The following is a 22,948-nucleotide window of genomic DNA, read 5'->3' on the forward strand; positions in this document are numbered from 1 at the left end:
GAATGTGCTGCACGCTCATTGACCCTCGCCCCGCACGCCCCTACCTTCACCGGAGTGAATCGATTCATCCTTCCTACCTGAGGAGACGCAGTGATCAGCAGGAGGAACATTCTGGCGGGTACGGCAGCAGCGGTGGCCGTCACGGCCACCGCCGTCGGCACCGGATCCGCAGCGGCCGCACCCGCGTCCGCACCGGTCCAGGCAGGCACCCGTCGCAGTGCCCTGCGCGTCACCGCGCCGACCGTCGAGTACGTGCGACACCCCCTGGGCATCGACGCGCAACACCCCCGGCTGAGCTGGCCGATGGCCTCGGACAAGCCGGGGGCGCGCCAGAGCGGCTACCAGATCCGCGTCGCCTCCAGCGCCTCACGTCTCCCGAAGCCGGACGTCTGGGACAGCGGGAAGGTCGCGTCCAGCGAGTCGGTCCTCGTCCCGTACGCGGGCCCGCAACTCAAGCCGCGTACCCGTTACTTCTGGTCGGTGCGGGTGTGGGACGCCGACGGCGGCGCCTCCGCCTGGAGCGAGCCGTCGTGGTGGGAGACCGGGCTCCTGGACGCCGCGCAGTGGTCCGCGAAGTGGGTCTCCGCTCCCCCGGTGCTCACCGACGCGCCGTCCCTCGAAGGCAGTGCCTGGATCTGGTTCCCCGAGGGCGACCCGGCCAACAGCGCCCCGGCGGTCACCCGTTGGTTCCGCCGTACCCTCGATCTTCCGGACGCGGCCACGGCGGCGACACTGGCCATCAGCGCCGACAACGTGTACACCGTCTCCGTCAACGGCACCGAAGTGGCCCGCACCGACCTGGAGACGGACCGCGACGGCTGGCGCCGCCCCGCCGTCGTCGAGGTCCTCGCCCAGCTCCGTACGGGCAAGAACGTGATCGCGGTCTCCGCGACCAACGCGTCCGAGGGGCCCGCCGGGCTGGTCGCCGCCCTCACCCTGCAGACGGCCTCCGGCGAACAGCGGATCGTCACCGACGACTCGTGGAGATCGACCGACAAGGAGCCGGCCGCCGGCTGGCGCGGCCTCGACTTCGACGACAGTGCCTGGCCGGCGGCGAAGGAGGCCGCCGCGTGGGGAGCCGGACCGTGGGGGAAGGTCGTCCCCGCGTCGTACGCCGCCAATCAACTGCGGCACGAGTTCAGGCTCCCGCGCAAGAAGGTGTCGCGCGCCCGCCTGTACGCCACGGCCCTCGGTGTCTACGAGGCGCACCTCAACGGCCGCCGGGTCGGCCGCGACCAGCTCGCCCCCGGCTGGACGGACTACCACGAACGCGTCCACTACCAGACCTACGACGTCACCACGCTGGTGCGGTCCGGCGCCAACGCCATCGGCGCGTACGTGGCACCGGGCTGGTACGCGGGCAACGTCGGCATGTTCGGCCCCCACCAGTACGGCGAACGCCCGGCCCTGCTCGCACAGTTGGAGGTCGAGTACGCCGACGGGACGCGCGAGAGCATCATCTCGGACAGCAACTGGCGGGCCGCGTGCGGACCGATCGTCTCCGCCGACCTGCTGAGCGGCGAGACGTACGACGCGCGCAAGGAGACCGCCGGCTGGACCTCACCCGGCTTCGACGACAAGGGTTGGCTCGACGCGGTGCGTACCGCGGGCGAGGCCGTTCCGCCGCGGATCGAGGCGCAGGTGGACGGCCCGGTCCGGGTGGCCAAGGAACTCCCGGTCCAGAAGGTGACCCAGCCCAAGCCGGGTGTCTTCGTCTTCGACCTGGGCCAGAACATGGTCGGTTCGGTACGGCTGCGGGTCTCGGGCGCGGCCGGCACGACCGTGCGCCTGCGGCACGCCGAGGTCCTCAATTCCGACGGCACCCTCTACACGGCGAACCTGCGCACCGCCGCGGCGACCGACTCGTACACCCTCAAGGGCGGTGGCCGGGAGACGTACGAGCCGCGTTTCACCTTCCACGGGTTCCGCTACGTCGAGGTGACCGGGTTCCCCGGCACTCCCACGGCGGCGGCCCTGACCGGTCGTGTGATGCATACGTCCGCCCCCTTCACGTTCGACTTCGAGACCGATGTCCCGATGCTCAACACCCTGCACAGCAACATCACCTGGGGGCAGCGCGGCAACTTCCTCTCCATCCCGACGGACACGCCCGCGCGCGACGAACGCCTGGGGTGGACGGGTGACATCAACGTCTTCGCGCCGACGGCCGCCTACACGATGGAGTCCGCCCGCTTCCTCACCAAGTGGCTCGTGGACCTGCGCGACGGGCAGACCGCGGAGGGTGCCTTCACCGACGTGGCACCCATGGTCGGCACGGTCGGCAACGGAGTGGCGGGCTGGGGCGACGCGGGCGTCACCGTCCCCTGGTCCCTGTACCAGGCGTACGGCGACCGGCAGGTCCTGGAGGACGCGTGGTCGTCCGTCCAGGACTGGCTCAAGTACCTGGAGAAGAACAGCAGCGGGCTGCTGCGGCCGGCCGCCGGCTACGGCGACTGGCTGAACGTCGAGGACGAGACGCCGAAGGACGTCATCGCCACCGCGTACTTCGCCCACAGCGCCGACCTCGCGGCCCGTATCGCGAAGGAGCTGGACAAGGACCCCGCCCCCTACACCGACCTCTTCGGGCGGATACGCGCGGCGTTCCAGAAGGCCTACGTCAGCGCCGAGGGCAGGGTGAAGGGCGACACGCAGACGGCCTATGTGCTCGCCCTGTCGATGGACCTGCTGCCGGGCGAGCTGCGCAAGGCGTCCGCCGACCGGCTCGTCGCGCTGATCGAGGCCAGGGACTGGCATCTGTCGACGGGCTTCCTCGGTACGCCCCGGCTGCTGCCCGTCCTCACCGAGACCGGGCACACCGATGTCGCCTACCGGCTGCTCGCGCAGCGCTCCTACCCGAGCTGGGGATATCAGATCGACAAGGGCTCCACCACGATGTGGGAGCACTGGGACTCCATCCGGCCCGACGGCAGCTTCGAGGACCCGGGCATGAACTCCTTCAACCACTACGCCTACGGTTCGGTGGGCGAGTGGATGTACACGAACATCGCTGGCATCGCGGCGGGCCGGCCCGGCTACCGTGAGATCGTCGTCCGGCCGCGGCCGGGCGGGGGCGTCACCTCGGCCCGCGCCACGTTCGCCTCGGTGCACGGCCCCGTGTCCACCCAGTGGCGGCAGCGGTCGGGCAAGTTCGTCCTGACATGCTCCGTGCCGCCCAACACCACCGCCGAGGTGTGGGTCCCCGCGGACGCTCCGGCCGCGGTCACCCACACCACCGCGGCGTTCCTGCGCAGCGAGGACGGCTGCGCGGTGTACCGGGTCGGTTCGGGCACCCACCGCTTCGCTGTGTGACCCGGCCGTCACGCGGCGGTGTCCAACACGCCTTGGACACCGCCGCGTTGGCGGGGGTGCGCGGAAGCGCGTTGACGTGCCCATAAGGTGCTCGCATGCCTGCCTCGTTGAGTTCCGCCAGATCACGCGCCGCGCTGCGCGCGTCGGCGCGTATTTCCGTCGAATTGCTCCTGGTTCTGGTGACGACCTCGGTGGTCCTCTGGCTCCTTGGCCAGATGTGGTCCGTGGTCTGGCCGCTCATAGTGGGCCTGCTCCTGACCACGCTGACCTGGCCCATGGCCCGCTTCCTGCACCGGCGCGGGTGGCGTCCCGCTCTGGCGGCCTCCGTGGTGACCGTGCTGTTCCTGGTGCTCGCCTCGGCCGTGGTCGCGCTGATCGCGGTCCCGGTGGCCTCCCAGTCCGGCGAGCTGACCGACGGTGTCGTGGACGGCATCCACAAGGTGCGGGACTGGGCCGCGGGTCCGCCGCTGAACATCAGCGAGGCCCAGATCTCGGGCGCCACGGACGACGCGGTCGAACGCCTCCAGAAGGGTGCCGGCGACATGGTCGGTACCGTCGTCTCGGGGGTGAGCGCCGTGGTCGACGGTCTGGTCACCGCCGTCCTGGGGATCTTCCTGATGTTCTTCTTCCTCAAGGACGGACCGCGGTTCCTGCCGTGGCTCGCCCGTCAGCTGCCCGGCCGGCTCGCCGTCGACGTCCCGACGGTGGCCGCTCGCACCTGGGACACCCTGGGGTCGTTCGTCCGCTCGCAGGCGTTCGTCGGACTCATCGACGCCGTCCTCATCGGCATCGGCCTGTGGATCGTGGACGTGCCGCTGGTGCTCCCGCTGGCGGTGCTGACCTTCGTCTCCGCGTTCGTACCGATCGTGGGCGCCATGTTCGCCGGCTTCGTCGCGGTGCTCATCGCCCTGGTGTCGAACGGTCTGACGGACGCGCTGATCGTGCTGGCGATCATCCTCGTCGTGCAGCAGCTGGAGGGCAATGTCTTCCAGCCCATGATCCAGAGCCGCGGGCTCGGACTGCACGCGGCGGTGATCCTGCTGGCGGTGACGCTCGGCGGCAGCCTGGCGGGCGTCGTGGGCAGCCTGCTCGCCGTCCCGGTCGCCGCGATGGTCGCCGTGTTCTGGAACTACCTGCGCGAGCAGCTCAGCGAACCGTCGCAGGAACCGGACACCGGCGAGCCCCAGAACGGTGAGACCGTCACTTCCTGAGATTCCCGAAATCCCGGGGAGTGCGGGGAGTACGGGCGTCCCTGGAGCCCTGAAGGGGCCTGGGGGGTCTCACTCCCCCACCGCGATGTACCGGGGTTCGTCCTCGTCGGCCTCTTCCTGTCCGTCGAGGTTGACCTTCACCCCGAACGGCTCCAGTGCCTCACGCATGCGCCGCATCATCGGATCCGACAGGAAGTGGTGGTAGAGGTCCAGCTCCTGGAGGTGGGTGAGGGGCTGGCCACCGAGGAGGGCTTCGGCACCGACGTCGCCCAGGGTGCCGAGGCTGAGGTGCAGGGAGGTGAGGCGGGCGACGACGGGAGCACCGGCGAGGGCGACGGCGACCTCGTCGTGCATGTCGCAGTTCTGCAACCCGAGGTGCCGCAGAGCGGGCAGGCGGTCGCCGTCGAGCAGGGGAGCCAGGTCGGCGACGGTGGTGGTACGGCCGTGGTCCTCCTCGCCGAGCCACAGATCCAGGTGCCGCAGACCGGGCAGGTCTCCGGCGGCCAGGCCGCGGGCCACCTCGCCGGGCAGACCCCCGTTCTCCAGGCGGAGGACGCGCAGGTGTTCGTGACGCACGGGAGCCAGTCGCAGCCCCGGCTCGCCCTCGGAGCCTCCGCCCGAACCGCGTACGCCGAGTTCCCGCAGGTAGGGGTAGGCGGACAGGATCGGTGTCACATCGCCCTGGACGATCCAGGACAGCTCTCCCTCTTCGTACGAGAGGTCGGCGAGGTAGAGGGCTTCGAGCCCGGTGAGACGGTCGGCGGCGGCCACCAGTCGAGCGGCCGTCTCGGCCGGACTGTCCCCGTCCCCGTCCGCGTCGGTGCCGTAGGCGCCCGCACCCAAGACCAGAGCCCGGACCCGCGCGGAGTCCACCGTGTCGAGGAAGCGGTGCCAGCAGGTCTCGAAGGACTCCACGTCACCGAGTTCCTGATTGCGGGCGAGCCTCCAGGCGACCTCGCCCACCGGAGGTAACGGCCCGCTCTCTTCGCCGGCCTCGGGGAAGTTGTGGACGGGCAGACCGTGGAGCGTCGTCAGATAGTCGATCACAGCGAGAGCGTTCCACACTCGAACAGCCGTCGGCACAGAACGGTGTGAGCCGTCGGGCCGTACTACGGGTTGAGTACGACCTTGCCGGCGACGGTGCCCGACTCGGCCAGGCGCATGGCCTCGGCGGCCCGGGTGAGCGGGAGTTGGGCGGCGATCTCGGCGGTGACGTCTCCGCGCCGGAACGCCGCGAAGACCTGGGTCAGGTCGGTGCGCAGCCTGGCCCGGAAGCGGTTCCTGGCCAGGGCCCGACCGGCCCAGACGTTGAAGAAGTAGGCGCGGCGGCGGTTCGGCAGCGCGTTCCACAGCCACACCCGGCCGAGCAGTTTCAGCACGGGCCACTGCTTGGAACCCTCGTCGTCGCGGGTGGAGGCACTCCCGTAGGAAACGAGCGTCCCGCCGGGCGCGAGAAGGTGCCAGGAGTCGACGACGCTCCGGCCGCCGACGTGGTCGAAGACCGCGTCCACCCCGCCGGGGGCGAGTTCACGGACCCGTGTGACGACGTCCTCGGTGCGGTAGTCGACGGGGACGACACCCTTTTCGGCGAGCGCCTCGTGGTGGCGCGCGGATGCCGTGCCGATCACCTTCACGCCCGCGGCCCGTGCGAGCTGGACGAGTACCGAGCCGACCCCGCCGTTGGCGCCGTGCACCAGGACGGTCCCGCCCGCCCGGACACGGGCCTTGCGGTGCAGCATCTGCCAGGCGGTGATGCCGTTGACCACCAGGGTCTCCGCCTGCGCCGCACCGATCCCGTCGGGCACCTCCACCACGTCCGCCGCGTCCACGAGGACGTGACTGGCCCAGCCGCCGACCTTCAGCAGGGCGGCCACCCGGGTGCCGGTCAGGCCCGGCTGAACTCCCTCACCGGTGGCCAGCACCGTCCCGACCAGGTCGTAACCGGGGACGAAGGGGAAGGCCGGCTGGTCGTAGTAGCGGCCTCGGCGCATCTGCTGTTCGGCGAAGGAGACCCCGGTTGCCTCCATCCGGACCAGGACCTGGCCCGGACCCGCGGTGGGCACGGCTCCGTGCCTGATCCGGAGGCCTTCCGGCTCCACCTTGCCCGGCAGGACGACCTCGACCAGTCCTTCGACGAGTCCTTCGGCGTTCATGACGACCTCCATCGCGTTCCGCTTGAATTACCGCTTCTTGTGTTCGTTAGAAGTTGTAACGCACGAATGAAGGTGGAGTCAATAACGTTCGTGATAGCCTCTAACTAAATCTTGACGCTGTAGACATGCGGGCACATGCGGGTGCACGCAGCTCACGCAGGTGCGGATCAGGCAGATACGGAAGGCGGCAGGCCATGGCGGACACGGGCACCGGGACCCCGCGCGAGCGCTACCGCTCCCAGGTGCGTGCGGAGATCAAGGAGCACGCCTGGGAGCAGCTCGCCACGGCGGGAGCCTCCGCGCTCTCCCTCAACGCGATCGCCAAGCGGATGGGCATGAGCGGCCCCGCGCTCTACCGGTACTTCGGCAGCCGCGACGAACTGATCACCGAGCTCATCCGGGACGCCTACCGGAGCCTCGCCGACACCTTCCGCACAGCCGCCGCCTCCGGCCCCGACCTGCCCGCGCTGGCGCACGCCCTCCGCGCCTGGGCCCTCCAGGACCCGCACCGCTACTTCCTCGTCTACGGCACGCCCGTCCCCGGATACCACGCGCCCGACGACGTCACCGGGATCGTGCGCGAGATCATGGCGACCCTGCTCGACGCCTGCGCCGCACTGCCCTCGGACAGCCCCGCGAAGCCGTTCGCCACCCACCTCGAAGAGCACCGGCAGTGGGCGGGCGGCCACCCCGCCGAGCCCGCCGCCCTGCACCGCGCGCTGACCTTCTGGACCCGGCTGCACGGCGTCCTGTCCCTGGAACTCGCAGGCCACTTCACCGGGATGGGGTTCGACCCCGCGCTGTTCTTCGCGGCCGAACTGGACGAGCTGACCGGCCCGTCGGCGCACTGACCGCACCGCGCGCCGTCGCCCCGACTCCCGTGGACGGAAGGTCTGCCCGTTCGGGCAGGCCCGTGTGCCTCCGCGCCTCGTGATACCCGCGGGGCGGCGCGTTAGCGTTGTGCTGGTGAGCACCATGACCACATCGATCACCGCCGAACACACCGCGGTGCACGGGGAGTTCGCCGGTGATTGACGGCCGGCTGGACGAGACAGGGACAACCGCCTCCCAACCGGCGTCGGCCGGCGAGAGCGAAGCCGAAGAAGCAGATGTGGGCGCGGGCACAGGCGCGAAAGAAGAAACGGACGCAGCCGCAAGAGAAGTAGTGGCCGAGGAAGCACAGGAACAGAGCGCGAAGCGCGTCCGCCGCCGCCCGGGCCCGTTCACCCTGCTCGTTCTGCCGGGGCTGGTCGCCCTGGTGGGGGTGGCCGGCTTCCTGGCGTACACGGGCGGTCTCTCCGACGCCTGGCCGCAGGGTTCCGACCCCGACCCGACCGCCACGACCCGCGTCGACGCCGCGTACGTTCCCTGGCTGCGCAAGGCGGTCTCGGACTGCACGGTCATCAAGCCGTCGGTGCTCGCCGCCCAGATCGACCGGCTCTCCGGCTGGAACAACGACGCGGGAGAACTGTCGGGCGAGAAGGGCATCGCCGCGTTCACGGACGCCCGGTGGCGGACCTGGGGCAAGGACGACGACGGCAACGGACGCTCCTCGCCCCGCGATCCGGCGGACGCCTTGATGGCGCTCGGACGGCAGGACTGCTCCCTCGCCAAGAAGGTGACCGACCTCAGGACTGAGGGAGTCGTCACCGGGGACCTGGTGAACCTCACCCTGGCCGCGTACGCGTCGGGTACGGACGCCGTGGTGAAGGCGGGACGCGTACCCACCGACGCGGAGGCCTACATCGCCGAGGTGAAGTCGCTGTCCTCGCGCTACAGGTCGGTCGACCGGGAGAGTTCCGGCGGCGCCGTGAACCAGGTGCCGGGCGCCGTACTGGCCGCACCCGTGGGCAACCTCACCGTCACCTCGCCCTACGGCTCGCGCGAACATCCCCTGACCGGGGTGACGAAGCTCCACACCGGGGTCGACTTCGCCTCGCCCCAGGGCGCTCAGGTCTCCGCCGCCTCGAAGGGCCAGGTCGTGTTCGCGGCGATGACCAAGGCGTACGGCAACCGCGTGGTGATCAACCACGGCACCATCGACGGCAAGCGGCTGGAGACGACGTACAGCCATCTGCTGGCGCTCCAGGTCTCCGTCGGCCAGGCGGTGGACGCCGGGACGCCGGTCGGGCTGGTCGGCTCGACGGGTCTGTCCACCGGCCCCCACCTGCACTTCGAGGTGGTGCTCGACGGGTACTACACCGATCCCCTGCCGTGGCTCCGCCCCAGCACATGAGCCGGGCGGCGCCGGCTCGGGCACCCCTCACGGGTCGACTCCGCGGGCGGGTGGGCCGTCAGCCGTCGAAGTGGTTGCGGGACGCCTCGATGTGACCGAGGTACTGGTGCGTCCAGTCGCACATGCCGTCGACCGTCTTCTTCAGGGCCCGGCCGGGCTCGGTGAGGGTGTACTCGACCTTCGGTGGCACGGTGGGGTGCACCTCCCGCTCCACCAGGCCGTTGCGCTCCATCATGCGCAGGTTCTGGGTGAGCATCTTGTGGCTGATGCCGTCGATCTGGTCGCGCAACTCGCTGAAGCGCAGGGTGCGTCCACCGAGGACCTCGATGATCAGCAGCGCCCACTTGTTGGCGATGTCCGAGAAGAGCTCCCGCGCGAGCGAGTCCGCGCGCCTGAGGTCCGCCTCGTCGGGCGAACCCGTGAACTGCTTGGTCACCATGAGGTTCCCCAGTCACTGAAAAGTGCGTTCTTCCATGTCAGCGGTCACTCTCCTACGGTTCTCAAGTAACCACAAGAGAGCGAGTGCGTCCTGGTGCTGCCGCGAGCGGGCCCGGGGAATCGCGTCGCACGTCAAGGAGGCGGACAGTATGGCCATCACCCTGGTGAACCCCGAGGGACTGCCGGAGATCGACGTGTACCGGCAGGTGTCGGTCGCGACCGGGTCACGGCTGGTGTTCATCGCCGGGCAGGTCTCCTGGGACGCCGACGGAGTCACGGTCGGTGAGGGCGACCTCGCCGCTCAGGTCGAGCGGTCCTACCTCAATGTCGGCACCGCCCTGGCCGAGGTCGGCGCGACCTTCGACGACGTGGCGAAACTGACCGTCCACGTCGTCGACTGGACCCCCGACAAGATGCCCCTGCTCCTGGAGGGCATCGCCCGGGCGGCAGCGCGACTGGGGGTCACCCCGGTGGCACCTGGCACCCTGCTCGGCGTCGCGGCACTGGACGTGCCCGAGCACCTGGTCGAGGTCGAGGCCGTCGCGGTCCTCGACTGACCGCCCCGCGAGGCCGCCCTGCGCGACCTTTCCGCGTCCTCCGGCGCTGAGTACGCGTACTCAGGACGAACCTCGGCCTCCGCCGGACCATGAGGGCAGACCGAGTTCCGAGTCCTGGGGGAGGACTCATGAACCCGCGCACCGTCGCCCGTCCGACCTTCGCCAACCCCACGTCGGCGGTCTACCTGACTGTCGTGGGCGGTTCGATCGTGGTCGCCTCCGGCCTGTTCCAGTCGTTCGCCCTCGGCCTGCTCCACGAGTCCGTACGCACCCGGCTCCGGGGCAGGTTCCACCCGCACCGCGCCTGAACCGGCCCCGGAGGCGGGCCCTGCGCGGCGGGTCGCTCCGGTGCGTCACTCCGGCGCCTCGCCCGATGCCTCGCTCCGGCGTCTCACTCTGCGGCGGGCCGCCCGCCGAACCGCCAGTCGTGGATCTCGACGCTCCGGTACAGCCCGCCCCGGGCGTACGGTTCGTCCGCCATCATGGCTTCGGCGGCGGCCCGGTCCGGCAGTTCGACCAGCAGGGCCGTGCCCAGCCAGTCGACACCGTCCTGGGCGAGCAACGGGCCGTACGCGATGAGGCGTTCACGGTAGTGGCGATCGAGATGACGGTGGTGTGCCGTGTCCAGGGCCTCGCGGGCCGCGGTTCTACCGGGCTCGCCGTGCGCGATGACCAGGAACCGCCGGTGTCCGGCCGCCCCGCCCTCGTACTCCCACATCGTGCGGCCGAGGGTGTTCTTCCAGCGGCGCACCAGGACCTCGGTGTAGACACCGGCCTTGTAGTTGGGCTCGTCGAACGCGAACTCGTGCGCGGCGGCCGGACCGGGGAGGTCGACGATGTGCATGCTGCCGGTCGCCGTCTCGCCGTCGGCGGAGAGCGTGGGTCCGCGCGCGATCATCTCCTCGGCGTACCGGTCCATGAACGCCCAGTGCTCTTCGTTCAGTTCCCCGCGCAACGGCATGGAGCCCGGCCGGTCACGGCAGTAGAAGAAGTACTCCATGTCGCCCCTCCACGAGAACAGCGGGATGGCCGCGGCGGGCGGCAACGGATCGTACCAACGCTTGTTCCGCGCGGGACCGGAATCGCGGCGGGCCCGTTCGACCGGAGGCCGGAGCCGGAAGCCCTGACGCCCTGAGGTCCCGAGGTCCTGAGGTCCGAGGGCCGGAGCCTCGTTGCATGTTCATGCGATGTCATGCATAATCTTCCTATGTCTAAGGTCCTTACCTCCCTTCCTGCCGGCGAGCGCGTCGGAATCGCCTTCTCCGGCGGACTCGACACCTCGGTCGCGGTCGCCTGGATGCGCGACAAGGGCGCCGTCCCGTGCACCTACACCGCCGACATCGGCCAGTACGACGAGCCCGACATCGCCTCAGTGCCCGGCCGTGCGAAGGCCTACGGTGCCGAGCTCGCGCGCCTGGTCGACTGCCGTGCCGCGCTGGTCGAGGAGGGACTCGCCGCGCTGACCTGCGGGGCGTTCCACATCCGCTCGGGCGGGCGTGCCTACTTCAACACCACGCCGCTCGGCCGTGCCGTCACGGGCACCCTGCTGGTCCGGGCGATGCTCGAGGACGACGTCCAGATCTGGGGCGACGGCTCGACCTTCAAGGGCAACGACATCGAGCGGTTCTACCGGTACGGGCTGCTCGCCAACCCGCATCTGCGAATCTACAAGCCCTGGCTGGACGCGGACTTCGTGACGGAGCTCGGCGGCCGCAAGGAGATGTCGGAGTGGCTGGTCGCCCATGACCTGCCCTACCGCGACAGCACGGAGAAGGCGTACTCCACCGACGCCAACATCTGGGGCGCCACCCACGAGGCCAAGACCCTGGAGCACCTCGACACGGGTGTGGAGACCGTGGAGCCGATCATGGGCGTCCGGTTCTGGGACCCCGAGGTCGAGATCGCCACCGAGGACGTGACGATCGGCTTCGACCAGGGCCGTCCGGTCACGATCAACGGCAAGGAGTTCGCCTCCGCCGTCGACCTGGTGATGGAGGCCAACGCCATCGGCGGGCGCCACGGCATGGGCATGTCGGACCAGATCGAGAACCGGATCATCGAGGCCAAGAGCCGCGGCATCTACGAGGCGCCCGGCATGGCGCTGCTGCACGCAGCGTACGAGCGCCTGGTCAACGCGATCCACAACGAGGACACGATCGCCCAGTACTACAACGAGGGCCGGCGTCTCGGCCGGCTGATGTACGAGGGCCGCTGGCTGGACCCGCAGGCCCTGATGGTGCGCGAGTCGCTGCAGCGCTGGGTCGGCGCGGCCATCACCGGCGAGGTGACCCTGCGGCTGCGGCGCGGCGAGGACTACTCGATCCTCGACACCCGCGGCCCGGCGTTCAGCTACCACCCGGACAAGCTGTCGATGGAGCGTACCGAGGACTCGGCGTTCGGCCCGGTGGACCGGATCGGCCAGCTCACCATGCGCAACCTCGACATCGCGGACTCGCGCGCCAAGCTGGAGCAGTACGCCGGGCTCGGCCTGATCGGCACCGGCAGCCCCTCCATCGGTGCCGCCCAGGCGGCGTCGACCGGGCTGATCGGCAGCATGCCGGACATGCCGCAGGGCGGCGCCGAGGCCATCGCCTCCCGCGGCGAGGTCTCCGAGGACGACGAGCTGCTGGACCGCGCGGCGATGGAGTTCGGCACGGACTGATGTCCCGCCGCAGCGGGACGGATGAGTGATGGGCGGGCCCGGCGCAGTTGGCGCCGGGCCCGCCCATCGGTCGGTCCGGGCCCGCCGGTCGGCCGGGTCGGTCGGGCCGGCCGGACCGGTCGGGTCGGCCGGACCGGTCGGGTCGGTTCTTTCGCTCAGCGGGCTGCTCAGCGGACGGATCAGCGGGCGGCCGCCGTGATCCGGAAGCGGTCGCTGTCGCCGTCGGAGAGGAACGCGGCCAGTGCCTCGCCCTCGTCGGCGACGGCGGTGCGGTCGGTTCGGGAGAGGCTGTGCAAAGGGGTGACCGTCACGGTGTCGTCCTTGCCCACGGTCCAGGTCGCGGCGACCCGGCCGTCGACCAGGACCACGCGCTCCCCGGCGACCGACAGACCGCGGTGCGCGTCGTCGATGATCCGGCCGCGGTCGTGGTAGCCGAGGATCGCGTTGTCGAACGCCGGCAGGAACCGCACCGGGGCGGGCGTGCCGGGGTCGGGGCGCGGCGCGCCCGGCAGGTCCAGCAGCTCCCGGCCCCGCTCGTCACGGAACGCGATCAGTTCCCCGCGAACGGCGGTGACAGCGGCGGGCAGGCCCGCGAGGCCGCACCAGGCGCGCAGATCGGCCGAGGCGGCGGGGCCGAACGCGGCCAGATAGCGTCGGACCAGTGCCTGGCCCACGGGATCGGTGCCGTCGCGGTCCGGCGGATCGACCTCGCGCCCCAGCCAGGCGGAGAGCATGACATTGCGTACCCCCGCTCTCGTACGCCAGAGTCCGCGCGGCGGGATCTGCGCCATCGGGACGAGTGCGGCGATCAGCATCTCGCCGAGTGCCCTCGGCCCCGGGTCCGGCCAGCGTTCGCCGAGGGCCCGCGCCAGTTCGGTCATGGAGCGGGGCTCGCCGTCGGCCATGACGGCCCGGCCCGCCGCCGCGAGCTCGTCGAGGTCCACCCCGGCCAGCTCGCGGCGGTAGGTCCCGAGCACTCGTTGACACAGCATGGCCGTGTGGCGGCCCCGCCAGGCCAGCGCGTCGTCGGCGGTGACGAGGTGGACCGTGCGGCGCATGAGATGGGTCCGCACCACCTGCCGCCCGGTCAGCAGGTCCGAGAGCGCCGCCGGTCCGAACGCGCGCAGCCTGGACCAGAGCCCGGCGAACGGCTCCTGCGGCTCCTGTGCCTGCAGACCGCCGAGGTGCGCGACGGCGTCGAGGACCGGAACGTCGGCGCGGTCGAGCAGCAACTGCCGGGCCAGCGTCGCGCGGTTGAGCGCCCGGGTGTCGAGAACGGTCGTGGTGCTCACCGCTCAGGTCGACTTCTGGCCGTCGAGCGACTCGCGCAGGATGTCCGCGTGCCCGGCGTGCTGGGCGGTCTCGGCGATGACGTGCATCAGCACGCGGCGGGCGCTGTGCACCGCCCCCGGCTCGTTCCAGGGCGCCTCGGGCAGCGGATGCGTCACCGACAGGTCGGACAGGCCGGCGACGACCTCCTCGGTCCGGGCGGCGACCTGCTCGTACCGTTCGAGGATTCCCGCCAGCGTCTCGCCGGGCAGCATCCGGAAGTTGTTCTGGTGGTCGATCGCCCACTGCGGGAACTCGCGTGCGGTACCGGCCGCGAAGTCGGCCCAGGTGACACCGTCCGGCAGGGCGTAGCTCATCGCCGACGGGCCCTCGGTCACGAAGCGCAGCCAGCTCTCCTCGATGGCCGCGACATGCTTGACCAGCCCGCCCAGACAGAGCGCGCTGACCGTCGGGCTCTTGGCTGCCTGCTCGTCACCGAGGTCGCGGGTCGTGGTGATCAGGGCCGACCGGGCCGTCGCGAGCTCGGCGAGCAGATCGGTCCGCTCCGCGTCGAGAGCGGGGCGGGGAGTGGTCGTGGCGCTCATGGAGATCAGGTCCTTCGTGTCGTTGCCGTTGTTGTCGGGCACAGGTGGACAGTCGCAGGAGTAGCGGTCAGGTCGTGTCCGCTACTCGGGACACCATGGAGTCATGCCGAAAACTTCAGCGCGACTGCTGTCACTGCTCTCGTTGCTCCAGGCGCGCCGGGACTGGCCGGGGTCGCTGCTGGCCGAGCGGTTGGACATCAGTCCGCGCACCGTACGGCGCGACGTCGACCGCCTGCGCGAGCTCGGTTATCCCGTCGTGGCCTTCAAGGGGCCGGACGGCGGATACCGCCTCGACGCCGGTACGGATCTGCCGCCGCTGCTGTTCGACGACGAGCAGGCGGTCGCCCTCGCGGTCGCGCTCCAGGTCGTCACGGCCTCCGGTGCCGGCATCGGGGAGGCCGCGGTGCGCGCGCTGACCACGGTGCGGCAGGTCATGCCCGCGCGGCTGCGGCACCGGATCGACACCTTGCGGGTCACCCCCGTCGAGCGGCCCTCGTCCCGGCCGGAACCACAGGTCGACAGCAGCGTGCTCATCACGCTCAGCGCCGCCGTGCACGCCCGCGAGGTGCTGCGCTTCGACTACGCCCAGGCGTCCGCGTCGGGGGTCGGCGACGGCAGCCCCTCCACGGCCGCGGCACCGCCGCGCAGGGTCCAGCCCCACCACGTCGTCACCTGGGGCGGGCGCTGGTATCTCGTCGCCTGGGACCTGGACCGTGCGGACTGGCGGACCTTCCGCGCCGACCGGATCACGCCACGCATCCCCACGGGACCCCGCTTCACGCCGCGCGAACTCCCCGGAGGCGACGTGGCCGCTTTCGTGACCGGCAGATTCCGGGGTGCGGACGGCTCCGGCGACTGGCCCTGCCGCGGCGAGGTGATCCTCGATCTGCCCGCCTCCGCCGTCGCCCGGTACACGCAGGAGGGAGTCGTCGAGGCACTCGGACCGGAGCGTTGCCGGCTCACCCTGGGCTCGTGGTCCTGGGTCGGCCTGGCCGCCGGCATCGGCAGATTCGACGCCGACATCGAGGTCGTCGGCCCGGCCGAACTCAGGGACGCCTTCGCACAGTTGGCCCGCCGCTACTCCGACGCCGCCGTCCCGGCCTCAACCGCAAGCACAACCGCGACCGCACCCACAACCACAACCACAACCACGGTCGCAGCAAGCCGAGTTGGGCCGGTGCCGCCGCCGAACTGATGCGGCATCAAGCCAAAGTGCCCCGAGTGCTGTCGGCTGCCTTCCGGGATCGATGCGGCGCTCATATCCTCGTGCGCCAATGATCACCGGCGGTGAGGGGCAGCGATGAGCGGGACCACTCGCAGAGCGTTCCTGGGTACGACCGCGGCCGCGGCCGGTGGTGGTGCCGTCCTCGGAGTCCCCCACCATGCCTCGGCGCAGAGCGGCGCCGCCCCGCAGACCGTCGCCGTACTCGGCGGGGGCGTCGCCGGGCTCACGGCCGCGCACGAACTGGCCGAACGCGGCTTCCGGGTCACGGTCTACGAACGCAGGGCGCTGGGTGGCAAGGCCCGCAGCATGGACGTGCCGGACAGCGGCACGGGCGGGCGCGGCCCTCTGCCCGGGGAACACGGTTTCCGCTTCATCCCGGGCATCTACCACAACCTCCCCGACACGATGAGACGCATCCCCTTCCCCGGCAAGCCGGGCGGTGTCCACGACAACCTCGTCGCCCCCAAGGAGATGCTGTTCGCCCGCTCGGGCGGCCGCGAGGACATCCGGATCCCCCTCCCCTGGCCCGGCAACACCCCGGCCGAACTCACCCCCGACGAGATCCGCCGCGCCCTCGCCTCGGTCCTGGACACCGCCTTCAACCTCCCGCTCCACGAGGCCCTCTACTTCGCCAACCGCTTCCTCGTCTTCCTCACCAGCTGCGACGAACGCCGCGACCAGGACTGGGAGCGGACGCCGTGGTGGGAGTTCGTACGCGCCGAGCGGATGTCGTACGACTACCAGCGCATCCTCGCCGTCGGCATCACCCGCAACATCGTGGCCACCAAGGCGGAGGAGGCCAGCACCCGTACGGTCGGCTCCGTGCTGGAGGCCTTCGCCTTCAACCTCCTCGGGCGGGGCGCGGACGGACCGCTGGACCGGATCCTCGACGCGCCCACCAACGAGGCCTGGATCAACCCCTGGGTGACGTATCTGAAGTCGCTCGGGGTCGAGTTCGAGATCGGCTGGACCGTGCTGAACCTGCCCCTGGCGGCGGGCCGGATCGCCGGGGCGGTCGTCGAGGACGCGGCGGGTGTCCGCAGAACCGTCACCGCCGACCACTACATCTCCGCCATGCCGGTCGAGCACGCCCGCCGCACCTGGAACTCCGCCGTGCGCGCCGCCGATCCCCAACTCGCCGAGTGCGACCTGCTGGAGACGGACTGGATGACCGGCATCCAGTTCTATCTGACCGAACGTACGCCGATCGTCCACGGCCACCTGGACCTCATCGACTCCCCCTGGTCGCTGACCGCCATCGCCCAGGCCCAGCACTGGCCGGGCCATGACTTCCCCGCCGACTTCGGCGACGGCACGGTCGCGGACTGTCTCTCGGTGGACGTCTCCGAGTGGGACCGGCCGGGCATCCTGTACGGCAAGACCGCCAAGCAGTGCACCCGCGCGGAGGTCGCCCGTGAGGTGTGGGCGCAGTTGAAGGCGTCGCTCAACGACAGCGGCCGTACGGTCCTCAAGGACTCGGTGCTGCATTCCTGGTTCCTCGATCCGGCCGTCGACGGCCTCGGTACCCCGAACCCGGTCAACGACGAACAGTTGCTCATCCACCCCACGGGGACCTTCCACCATCGCCCGACGTCGGCCACGAAGATCCCCAACCTCTTCCTGGCCGGTGACTACGTGGCCGTTCCCATCGACCTGGCCACCATGGAAGGTGCCAACACCTCCGCCCGGCAGGCCGTCAACGCCCTGTTGGACCGGGTGGGTTCGGCCGCCGAGCGCTGCACCGTCACCCCGCTGTACCGGGCGCCCGAGTTCGAGCTGCTCAAACGCCACGACCGCACCCGCCACCTCCTCCGGCTGCCGAACCTCTTCGACGTCGGCTGACGCCGGCCGAGGTCTGCCGACATGGAACGGCTTCGGTGACCTCGGTCTTACGGACCGGTGACGTGATGCGCGTGCCCCTCTCCGGGGCGCGGGAGCGGACCTAGGGTTCGGCACATGCGTGTACTGGTCACCGGCGGTGCCGGGTTCATCGGGTCCCATGTCGTCGAGGCGCTGCGGGCGGGCGGTCACGAGCCCGTGGTCCTCGACGTACGAGGAGAGGCGGGCGGCGACGTCCGCGACCGCGGTGCGGTGTCGTCGGCCCTCACCGGTGTCGACGCGGTCTGTCACCAGGCGGCGATGGTCGGTCTGGGCAAAGGGGTCGCGGACGCGGCGGAGTACGTCTCCCACAACGACCTCGGTACCGCCGTGCTGCTGGCCGCGATGGCCGAGGCGGGGGTGCGGCGGCTCGTGCTGGCCGGGTCGATGGTCGTGTACGGGGAGGGCCGGTACTCCTGTGCGCGGCACGGTGTGGTGCGGCCCGGGCCACGGTCGGCCGCCGATCTGACGGCGGGGCGGTTCGAGCCGAGGTGCCCGTCCTGCGACGCGGACCTGGCCCCCGATCTGGTCGGCGAGGACGCTCCGGCCGACCCGCGCAACGTGTACGCGACGACCAAGCTCGCGCAGGAGCACCTGGCCGCCGCGTGGGCGCGGTCGACGGACGGTACGGCGGTGTCGTTGCGGTACCACAACGTGTACGGGCCCGGGATGCCACGCGACACCCCGTACGCCGGTGTGGCGTCCTTCTTCCGTTCGGCGCTCGCCCGCGGTGAGGCTCCCCGGGTCTTCGAGGACGGCGGTCAGCGACGGGACTTCGTGCACGTACGGGATGTGGCGGCGGCCAACGTGAGGGCGCTGGAGGCGGATTCGGCCGACGGCACGCTGACGGCGTACAACGTGGGGAGCGGGGAGCCGCACACCGTCGGCGAGATGGCGCGGGCGCTGGCCGGCGCGCACGGCGGGCCCGCCCCCGTGGTGACCGGCGAGTTCCGCCTGGGGGATGTACGGCACATCACCGCGGACTCGTCCCGGCTGCGGACCGGGTTGGGGTGGAAGCCCGAGGTCGGGTTCGAGGAGGGCATGCGGGAGTTCGCGGTGGCGCGTCTGCGAGACGTGTGAGCTCGGCGTCGAAGTGACGTCCGCGCGCGGTGAGTTGAGTCTGCTGCTCAAGTAGCTTTTGTGGTCGGGGAGTTGCGTTCCCGCACTCAGACACCGGCCGCGGGCAGGGTCACCTCGAAGCGGCAGCCGCCGGAGATGTTGCGTACGGTGGCGCGGCCCTGGTGGGCCTCCACGATGCCCTGGACGATGGCGAGCCCAAGGCCGGCTCCGGCCGGGGGCGTACGCGCGTCGGAGCCTCGCCAGCCCGTGTCGAAGACGCGCGGCAGATCCTGTTCGGGGATGCCGCCGCAGCCGTCGGTGACGGACAGGACGACACCGTCGGCCGAGCGTGCGGCGGCCACCGCGACCGTGCCGTCGGCCGGGGTGCGCCGGATCGCGTTGACCAGGAGGTTGCCGAGGACCCGGCTCATCTCCTTGCCGTCCACCTCGACCGGCACCGGCTCGACCAGGTCGCCCACCAGGCGAACGCCGTGCTGGCGGGCGAGCGGGTCCGCTCCGGCGAGGGCGTCGCTGACCAGGTCGTACAGCGACATGCGGGACGGGGACAGGACGAGCGTTCCGGCGTGTATGCGGGAGAGCTCGAAGAGGTCGCCGACCATGTCGTTGAGGTGGTCGACCTCGGTGCGGATCTGGCGCAGATAGCGCTGGGGGTCGGTGGCCACGCCGTCCTCCAGCGCCTCCGACATCGCGCGCAGCCCGGCGAGCGGGGTGCGCAGGTCGTGCGAGATCCAGGCGACGAGTTCGCGGCGGGAGGACTCCAGGGCGCGCTCGCGCATCCGGGACTCGGCGAGTCTGGCGCTGGTGGCCGCCAGTTCACGGCTGACCGCGGCGAGTTCGGCGGTCGCCGGGGCGTCGGGGGCGGTGAAGTCGCCGCCGTCGCCGAAGGACCGGGCGGCCACGACGAGCTCGTGGCTCCGGGCGACGACCCAGCGGCCGAGCAGCAGCGCGGTCGCCATGGAGACGACGGCCGCCATGGCGACCACCGTGGTGACGACGCTCAGATCGTGTGCGGACAGGAACATCGCCTGCGCCACGGCGAGCGTCCCGGCGAACATCGCGGTCACCGCCACGGCGGCCACCACGGCGATGGAGATGGTGAGGGAGCGGCGCCGGATCAGGCGCAGCGCAGCGGCTCCGGCCAGGCCCGCCGCCGCGGCGCCGGCGAAGGCGCACAGGGCGATCAGCAGCATGTCACGCACGGTCGATCCCTTCCTGATCGGCGTCGCCGCCGGTCCGGTCGCCGCCGGTGGGATCGAAGCCGGTGGGATCGAAGCCTGAAGGGCCGGAGCCCGTGGAGTCGAAGCCTGCGGGGTCGAAGCCCGTGGGGTCGAAGCGGTAGCCGACGCCCCACACGGTCTGGATCAGCCGGGGCCGTGCCGGATCGTCCTCGACCTTGCCGCGCAGCCGCCGGACGTGGACGGTCACGGTCGACAGGTCCCCGAAGTCCCAGCCCCACACCTCGCGCATCAGATCCTCCCGGGCGAACGCGCGGCCCGGGTGCCGCAGGAGGAAGGCGAGCAGGTCGAACTCCCGCAGGGTGAGGGCCAGTTCGACACCCTGCTTGGTGGCGCGGCGGGCGGCGGGGTCCACGGTCAGACCGGCCGCGCTCAGTGGCCGCGCGGCGGCGGCGGGCCGGGTGCGGCGCAGGACCGACTCCACCCGCAGCACCAGCTCGCGCGGGCTGAACGGCTTGGTCACGTAGTCGTCCGCGCCCACTTCGAGGCCCATGATGCGGTCGTCCTCGTCGCCGCGGGCGGTGAGCATGATGACGGGCACCGGTCCGTGGCCGCGCAGCCGCCGGCACACCTCCAAGCCGTCCATGCCGGGCAGCATCAGGTCGAGGACCACGAGGTCGGGCCAGTGCGCGGCGGCACGCGCGAGCGCGTCGGGGCCGTCGCCGGCCCGCTCGACGCGGTATCCGGCGCGGTCGAGGTATCCGGAGACCACCTCGGAGACGGTGGGGTCGTCGTCGACCACCAGGACCCGGGCGCCCCCGGCGGAGCGGGGTGCGGCGCTGGGACCCGGTGAAGCTTCGTGCGGCTGGTGCATGCGCCAAGCGTCGCACCGCACGGTCGGCCGTGCCGCCCCCGGACCCCGACGTCCCTGTTTCGTAAGGACCCGATGCCCGATATGCGCATTTCGCGTTCGTAGGGTGAATGGCGTGACAACCCCTCCCGCCTCTCCCCTTGTCGACGTGGTCCTCCCGTGCCTGAACGAGGCCGAGGCCCTGCCCTGGGTCCTCGCCCGGATCCCGCCCGGGTGGCGGGCCCTCGTCGTGGACAACGGCTCCACCGACGGCTCGGCCGAGGTCGCCCGCGCGCTCGGCGCGAGCGTCGTCCACGAGCCGCGCCGCGGATTCGGGGCCGCCTGCCACGCGGGGCTCGCCGCCGCCACCGCCGACATCGTCTGCTTCTGCGACTGCGACGCCTCGCTCGACCCGTCGCTCCTCATCCCCTTCGTACGTCAAGTGCTGGACGGCGGGGCCGACTTGGTACTGGGCAGACGCCGCCCGGAAGGACGGTCCGCCTGGCCCGTGCACGCCCGGGTCGGCAATCTCGCGCTCGCCCGGCTGCTGCGCCGCCGCACCGGGCTCCGGCTGCGCGACCTCGGTCCGCTGCGGGCCGCCCGCCGCGAGCCGCTGCTGGCTCTCGGGCTCACCGACCGGCGCAGCGGCTATCCGCTCCAGATGGTCGTCCGCGCCGCCGACGCGGGCTGGCGGATCGCCGAGCACGACGTGCCCTACCTGCCCCGCACCGGCACCTCCAAGGTGACCGGCACCTGGCGCGGCACCTGGCAGGCCGTCCGGGACATGAGCCAGGTCCTCGCCGAACCCGCTCCCCCGGCCACGCGGGGCACCGCGCAAGGAGGCATCCCCCGATGACCACGCCGACCACACCGACCACACGGCTCACACCGCTCACACCGCCCACACCGCCCACACCGCCCACTCTGCTCGTCATCGCCAAGGAGCCGCGGCCGGGGCGGGTCAAGACCCGGCTCACCCCGCCGTTCACGCCGGCGGAGGCCGCCGACCTCGCCGAGGCGGCGCTCGCCGACACCCTGCGCGCCGTGGCCGCCACCCCCGCCGCCCGCCGGGTCCTCGTCCTGGAAGGGGTGCCGGGTCCGTGGCTGCCGCCCGGCTTCGACGTCGTACCGCAGTGCGGTGGTGGTCTCGACGAGCGGCTGGCCGCGGCTTTCGCCGGGTGCGAGGGACCGGCGCTGCTCATCGGAATGGACACGCCTCAGGTGACGCCGGCCCTGCTCACCGTGGACTTCACCGGGTGCGACGCCGTCTTCGGGCCTGCCGAGGACGGCGGTTTCTGGGCGCTGGGGCTGGCCGAGCCCGACCCGCGGCTGCTGCGCGGAGTGCCGATGTCGGCGCCCGACACCGGTGCCGTGCAGCGCGCCCGGCTGGTCGACGCCGGGCTGCGCGTACGCGACCTGCCGCGGCTGCGGGACGTCGACACGGCCGCCGACGCCGGGGCGGTCGCCGCGATCGCGCCCCACGGCCGGTTCGCCGCCCGCCTCACCGCGCTCACGGCGGTCGCCGGCCGATGAACCGACCCGTCAGCGAACCCGTCATGAGCGAGCCCACCGTGCGTGAACCCCTCATGAGCGAGCCCACCATGCGTGAACCCCTCATGACCGAGCCCGCCGTGGGTGACCCCGCCCTGGGTGAACACGCCGCGAGCGAGCCCGCCCCACCGCAGGACCATCGCGCGTGGACCGGTGCCGACCCCTACAGCCGCGCGCTGCGTACCGGCCACGGGCCCCTCTTCCTGCGCCGGGCCGACGGCTGGCTGCTGCCGTTGGAGGTGGAGCGCTGGTGTGCCCGCGCCGACGCGGTGGACCTGGAGATCCTGGGCCGGTGCGAGGGCTCCGTGCTGGACATCGGCTGCGGGCCGGGCCGGCTCGTCGCGGAACTCGCCGGGCAGGGCCGGCGCGTCCTCGGCATCGACGTCAGCGCGGCGGCCGTCAGCCGGACCGCGCGGCTCGGCGGTCCCGCCCTGCGCCGATCCGTCTTCGAGCCGGTCCCCGCCGAGGGCCGGTGGGACACCGCGCTCCTGGCCGACGGGAACGTCGGCATCGGCGGTGACCCGCGCGCTCTCCTCGCCCGGCTGGCCGATCTGCTGGTCCCGAACGGGCTGCTGATCGCCGAGACCGTTCCGGTGGACGTCGACGAGCGCGTCCATGTCCACATCACGGACGCGATCACGGACACGCTCGCCGACGCCCACGGCACCCTCGGCACGTCGTTCCCCTGGGCCCGTATCGGGACACGCGCCCTCGTCCGGTACGCGACTCGCGAAGGCTGGACGGCCGTC

The 22,948-nt window shown here is 71.6% G+C and carries 20 protein-coding genes and 1 pseudogene; 13 read left to right on the forward strand and 8 right to left on the reverse strand.

Translation table 11 applies throughout. The features are described from left to right. The first annotated feature begins 90 nt into the window (after positions 1-90). Positions 91-3,309, forward strand: coding sequence for an alpha-L-rhamnosidase (locus OHS59_RS04700; RefSeq protein ID WP_328492117.1), 3,219 nt, complete (start codon positions 91-93; stop codon positions 3,307-3,309). Positions 3,310-3,404: 95 nt separating this feature from the next. Next, positions 3,405-4,520, forward strand: a complete 1,116-nt coding sequence (locus tag OHS59_RS04705) for an AI-2E family transporter (protein ID WP_328492118.1) — start codon at positions 3,405-3,407, stop codon at positions 4,518-4,520. Positions 4,521-4,589: 69 nt separating this feature from the next. Here the strand turns inward: OHS59_RS04705 and OHS59_RS04710 are convergent, their stop codons facing one another. Both OHS59_RS04710 and OHS59_RS04715 read right to left on the reverse strand, forming a co-directional pair. Next, a complete protein-coding gene (locus OHS59_RS04710; protein WP_328492119.1) occupies positions 4,590-5,567 on the reverse strand; it encodes an STM4015 family protein in 978 nt (325 codons plus the stop codon). Between the two features lie 62 nt (positions 5,568-5,629). Continuing rightward, on the reverse strand, positions 5,630-6,685 hold the full coding sequence (locus OHS59_RS04715) for a medium chain dehydrogenase/reductase family protein (RefSeq protein ID WP_328492120.1): 1,056 nt from the start codon (positions 6,683-6,685) through the stop codon (positions 5,630-5,632). 182 nt (positions 6,686-6,867) lie between these two features. Here OHS59_RS04715 and OHS59_RS04720 point away from each other — a divergent pair, with 182 nt between their 5' ends. Together OHS59_RS04720 and OHS59_RS04725 are read left to right on the forward strand one after the other, a co-directional pair. Beyond that, a complete protein-coding gene (locus OHS59_RS04720) occupies positions 6,868-7,524 on the forward strand; it encodes a TetR/AcrR family transcriptional regulator (RefSeq protein WP_328492121.1) in 657 nt (218 codons plus the stop codon). A gap of 314 nt (positions 7,525-7,838) precedes the next feature. Continuing rightward, positions 7,839-8,909 carry a M23 family metallopeptidase gene (locus tag OHS59_RS04725; protein ID WP_328492122.1) on the forward strand — a complete coding sequence of 357 codons (1,071 nt, stop codon included), beginning with the start codon at positions 7,839-7,841 and terminating at the stop codon, positions 8,907-8,909. Between the two features lie 58 nt (positions 8,910-8,967). On the opposite strand, the gene OHS59_RS04730 is transcribed toward OHS59_RS04725, so the two are convergent. Beyond that, the gene (locus OHS59_RS04730; RefSeq protein WP_328492123.1) at positions 8,968-9,348 is read right to left on the reverse strand and encodes a winged helix-turn-helix transcriptional regulator; all 381 of its coding nucleotides are present in this window, start codon (positions 9,346-9,348) and stop codon (positions 8,968-8,970) included. Positions 9,349-9,496: 148 nt separating this feature from the next. On the opposite strand from OHS59_RS04730, the gene OHS59_RS04735 reads away from it, so the two are divergent. Together OHS59_RS04735 and OHS59_RS04740 are read left to right on the forward strand one after the other, a co-directional pair. Further along, positions 9,497-9,904, forward strand: coding sequence for a RidA family protein (locus OHS59_RS04735; protein ID WP_328492124.1), 408 nt, complete (start codon positions 9,497-9,499; stop codon positions 9,902-9,904). Positions 9,905-10,032: 128 nt separating this feature from the next. After that, entirely contained in the window at positions 10,033-10,212 is a 180-nt protein-coding gene (locus tag OHS59_RS04740; RefSeq protein WP_328492125.1) for a hypothetical protein, read from the forward strand. An 83-nt stretch (positions 10,213-10,295) separates the two neighbouring features. Here the strand turns inward: OHS59_RS04740 and OHS59_RS04745 are convergent, their stop codons facing one another. Further along, the gene (locus OHS59_RS04745; protein WP_328492126.1) at positions 10,296-10,904 is read right to left on the reverse strand and encodes a YciI family protein; all 609 of its coding nucleotides are present in this window, start codon (positions 10,902-10,904) and stop codon (positions 10,296-10,298) included. Between the two features lie 207 nt (positions 10,905-11,111). Between OHS59_RS04745 and argG the strand changes: the two genes are divergently transcribed. Next, the gene (gene argG, locus OHS59_RS04750; RefSeq protein WP_328492127.1) at positions 11,112-12,566 is read left to right on the forward strand and encodes an argininosuccinate synthase; all 1,455 of its coding nucleotides are present in this window, start codon (positions 11,112-11,114) and stop codon (positions 12,564-12,566) included. Positions 12,567-12,745: 179 nt separating this feature from the next. Here the strand turns inward: argG and OHS59_RS04755 are convergent, their stop codons facing one another. Together OHS59_RS04755 and OHS59_RS04760 are read right to left on the reverse strand one after the other, a co-directional pair. Continuing rightward, positions 12,746-13,858, reverse strand: a complete 1,113-nt coding sequence (locus tag OHS59_RS04755; RefSeq protein WP_328492128.1) for a winged helix DNA-binding domain-containing protein — start codon at positions 13,856-13,858, stop codon at positions 12,746-12,748. A gap of 3 nt (positions 13,859-13,861) precedes the next feature. Then, positions 13,862-14,440 carry a DinB family protein gene (locus OHS59_RS04760; protein ID WP_328499051.1) on the reverse strand — a complete coding sequence of 193 codons (579 nt, stop codon included), beginning with the start codon at positions 14,438-14,440 and terminating at the stop codon, positions 13,862-13,864. A gap of 103 nt (positions 14,441-14,543) precedes the next feature. Between OHS59_RS04760 and OHS59_RS04765 the strand changes: the two genes are divergently transcribed. From OHS59_RS04765 to OHS59_RS04775, 3 genes are all read left to right on the forward strand, one after another. Continuing rightward, entirely contained in the window at positions 14,544-15,635 is a 1,092-nt protein-coding gene (locus OHS59_RS04765; RefSeq protein WP_328492129.1) for a helix-turn-helix transcriptional regulator, read from the forward strand. A 105-nt stretch (positions 15,636-15,740) separates the two neighbouring features. Further along, the gene (locus OHS59_RS04770; RefSeq protein WP_328492130.1) at positions 15,741-17,507 is read left to right on the forward strand and encodes a hydroxysqualene dehydroxylase; all 1,767 of its coding nucleotides are present in this window, start codon (positions 15,741-15,743) and stop codon (positions 17,505-17,507) included. 114 nt (positions 17,508-17,621) lie between these two features. Next, on the forward strand, positions 17,622-18,623 hold the full coding sequence (locus tag OHS59_RS04775; protein WP_328492131.1) for an NAD-dependent epimerase/dehydratase family protein: 1,002 nt from the start codon (positions 17,622-17,624) through the stop codon (positions 18,621-18,623). 86 nt (positions 18,624-18,709) lie between these two features. Here the strand turns inward: OHS59_RS04775 and OHS59_RS04780 are convergent, their stop codons facing one another. Then, positions 18,710-19,822, reverse strand: a complete 1,113-nt coding sequence (locus OHS59_RS04780) for a sensor histidine kinase (RefSeq protein ID WP_328492132.1) — start codon at positions 19,820-19,822, stop codon at positions 18,710-18,712. Continuing rightward, positions 19,815-20,672 (reverse strand): response regulator transcription factor, encoded by an 858-nt coding sequence (locus OHS59_RS04785; RefSeq protein ID WP_328492133.1) that lies wholly within the window; start codon positions 20,670-20,672, stop codon positions 19,815-19,817. The genes OHS59_RS04780 and OHS59_RS04785 overlap by 8 nt, the downstream gene beginning before the upstream one ends. Before the next feature lie 103 nt (positions 20,673-20,775). Here OHS59_RS04785 and OHS59_RS04790 point away from each other — a divergent pair, with 103 nt between their 5' ends. The 3 genes and pseudogenes from OHS59_RS04790 to OHS59_RS44465 form a co-directional block, all read left to right on the forward strand. Next, positions 20,776-21,504, forward strand: coding sequence for a glycosyltransferase family 2 protein (locus OHS59_RS04790; protein WP_328492134.1), 729 nt, complete (start codon positions 20,776-20,778; stop codon positions 21,502-21,504). Then, entirely contained in the window at positions 21,501-22,181 is a 681-nt protein-coding gene (locus tag OHS59_RS04795; protein WP_328492135.1) for a TIGR04282 family arsenosugar biosynthesis glycosyltransferase, read from the forward strand. The genes OHS59_RS04790 and OHS59_RS04795 overlap by 4 nt, the downstream gene beginning before the upstream one ends. Positions 22,182-22,264: 83 nt before the next feature. Then, positions 22,265-22,744: pseudogene (locus tag OHS59_RS44465) on the forward strand (class I SAM-dependent methyltransferase); the annotation flags it as partial. Positions 22,745-22,948: the final 204 nt, after the last annotated feature.

Source organism: Streptomyces sp. NBC_00414, assembly GCF_036038375.1.
In the GTDB taxonomy this organism is placed as follows: domain Bacteria; phylum Actinomycetota; class Actinomycetes; order Streptomycetales; family Streptomycetaceae; genus Streptomyces.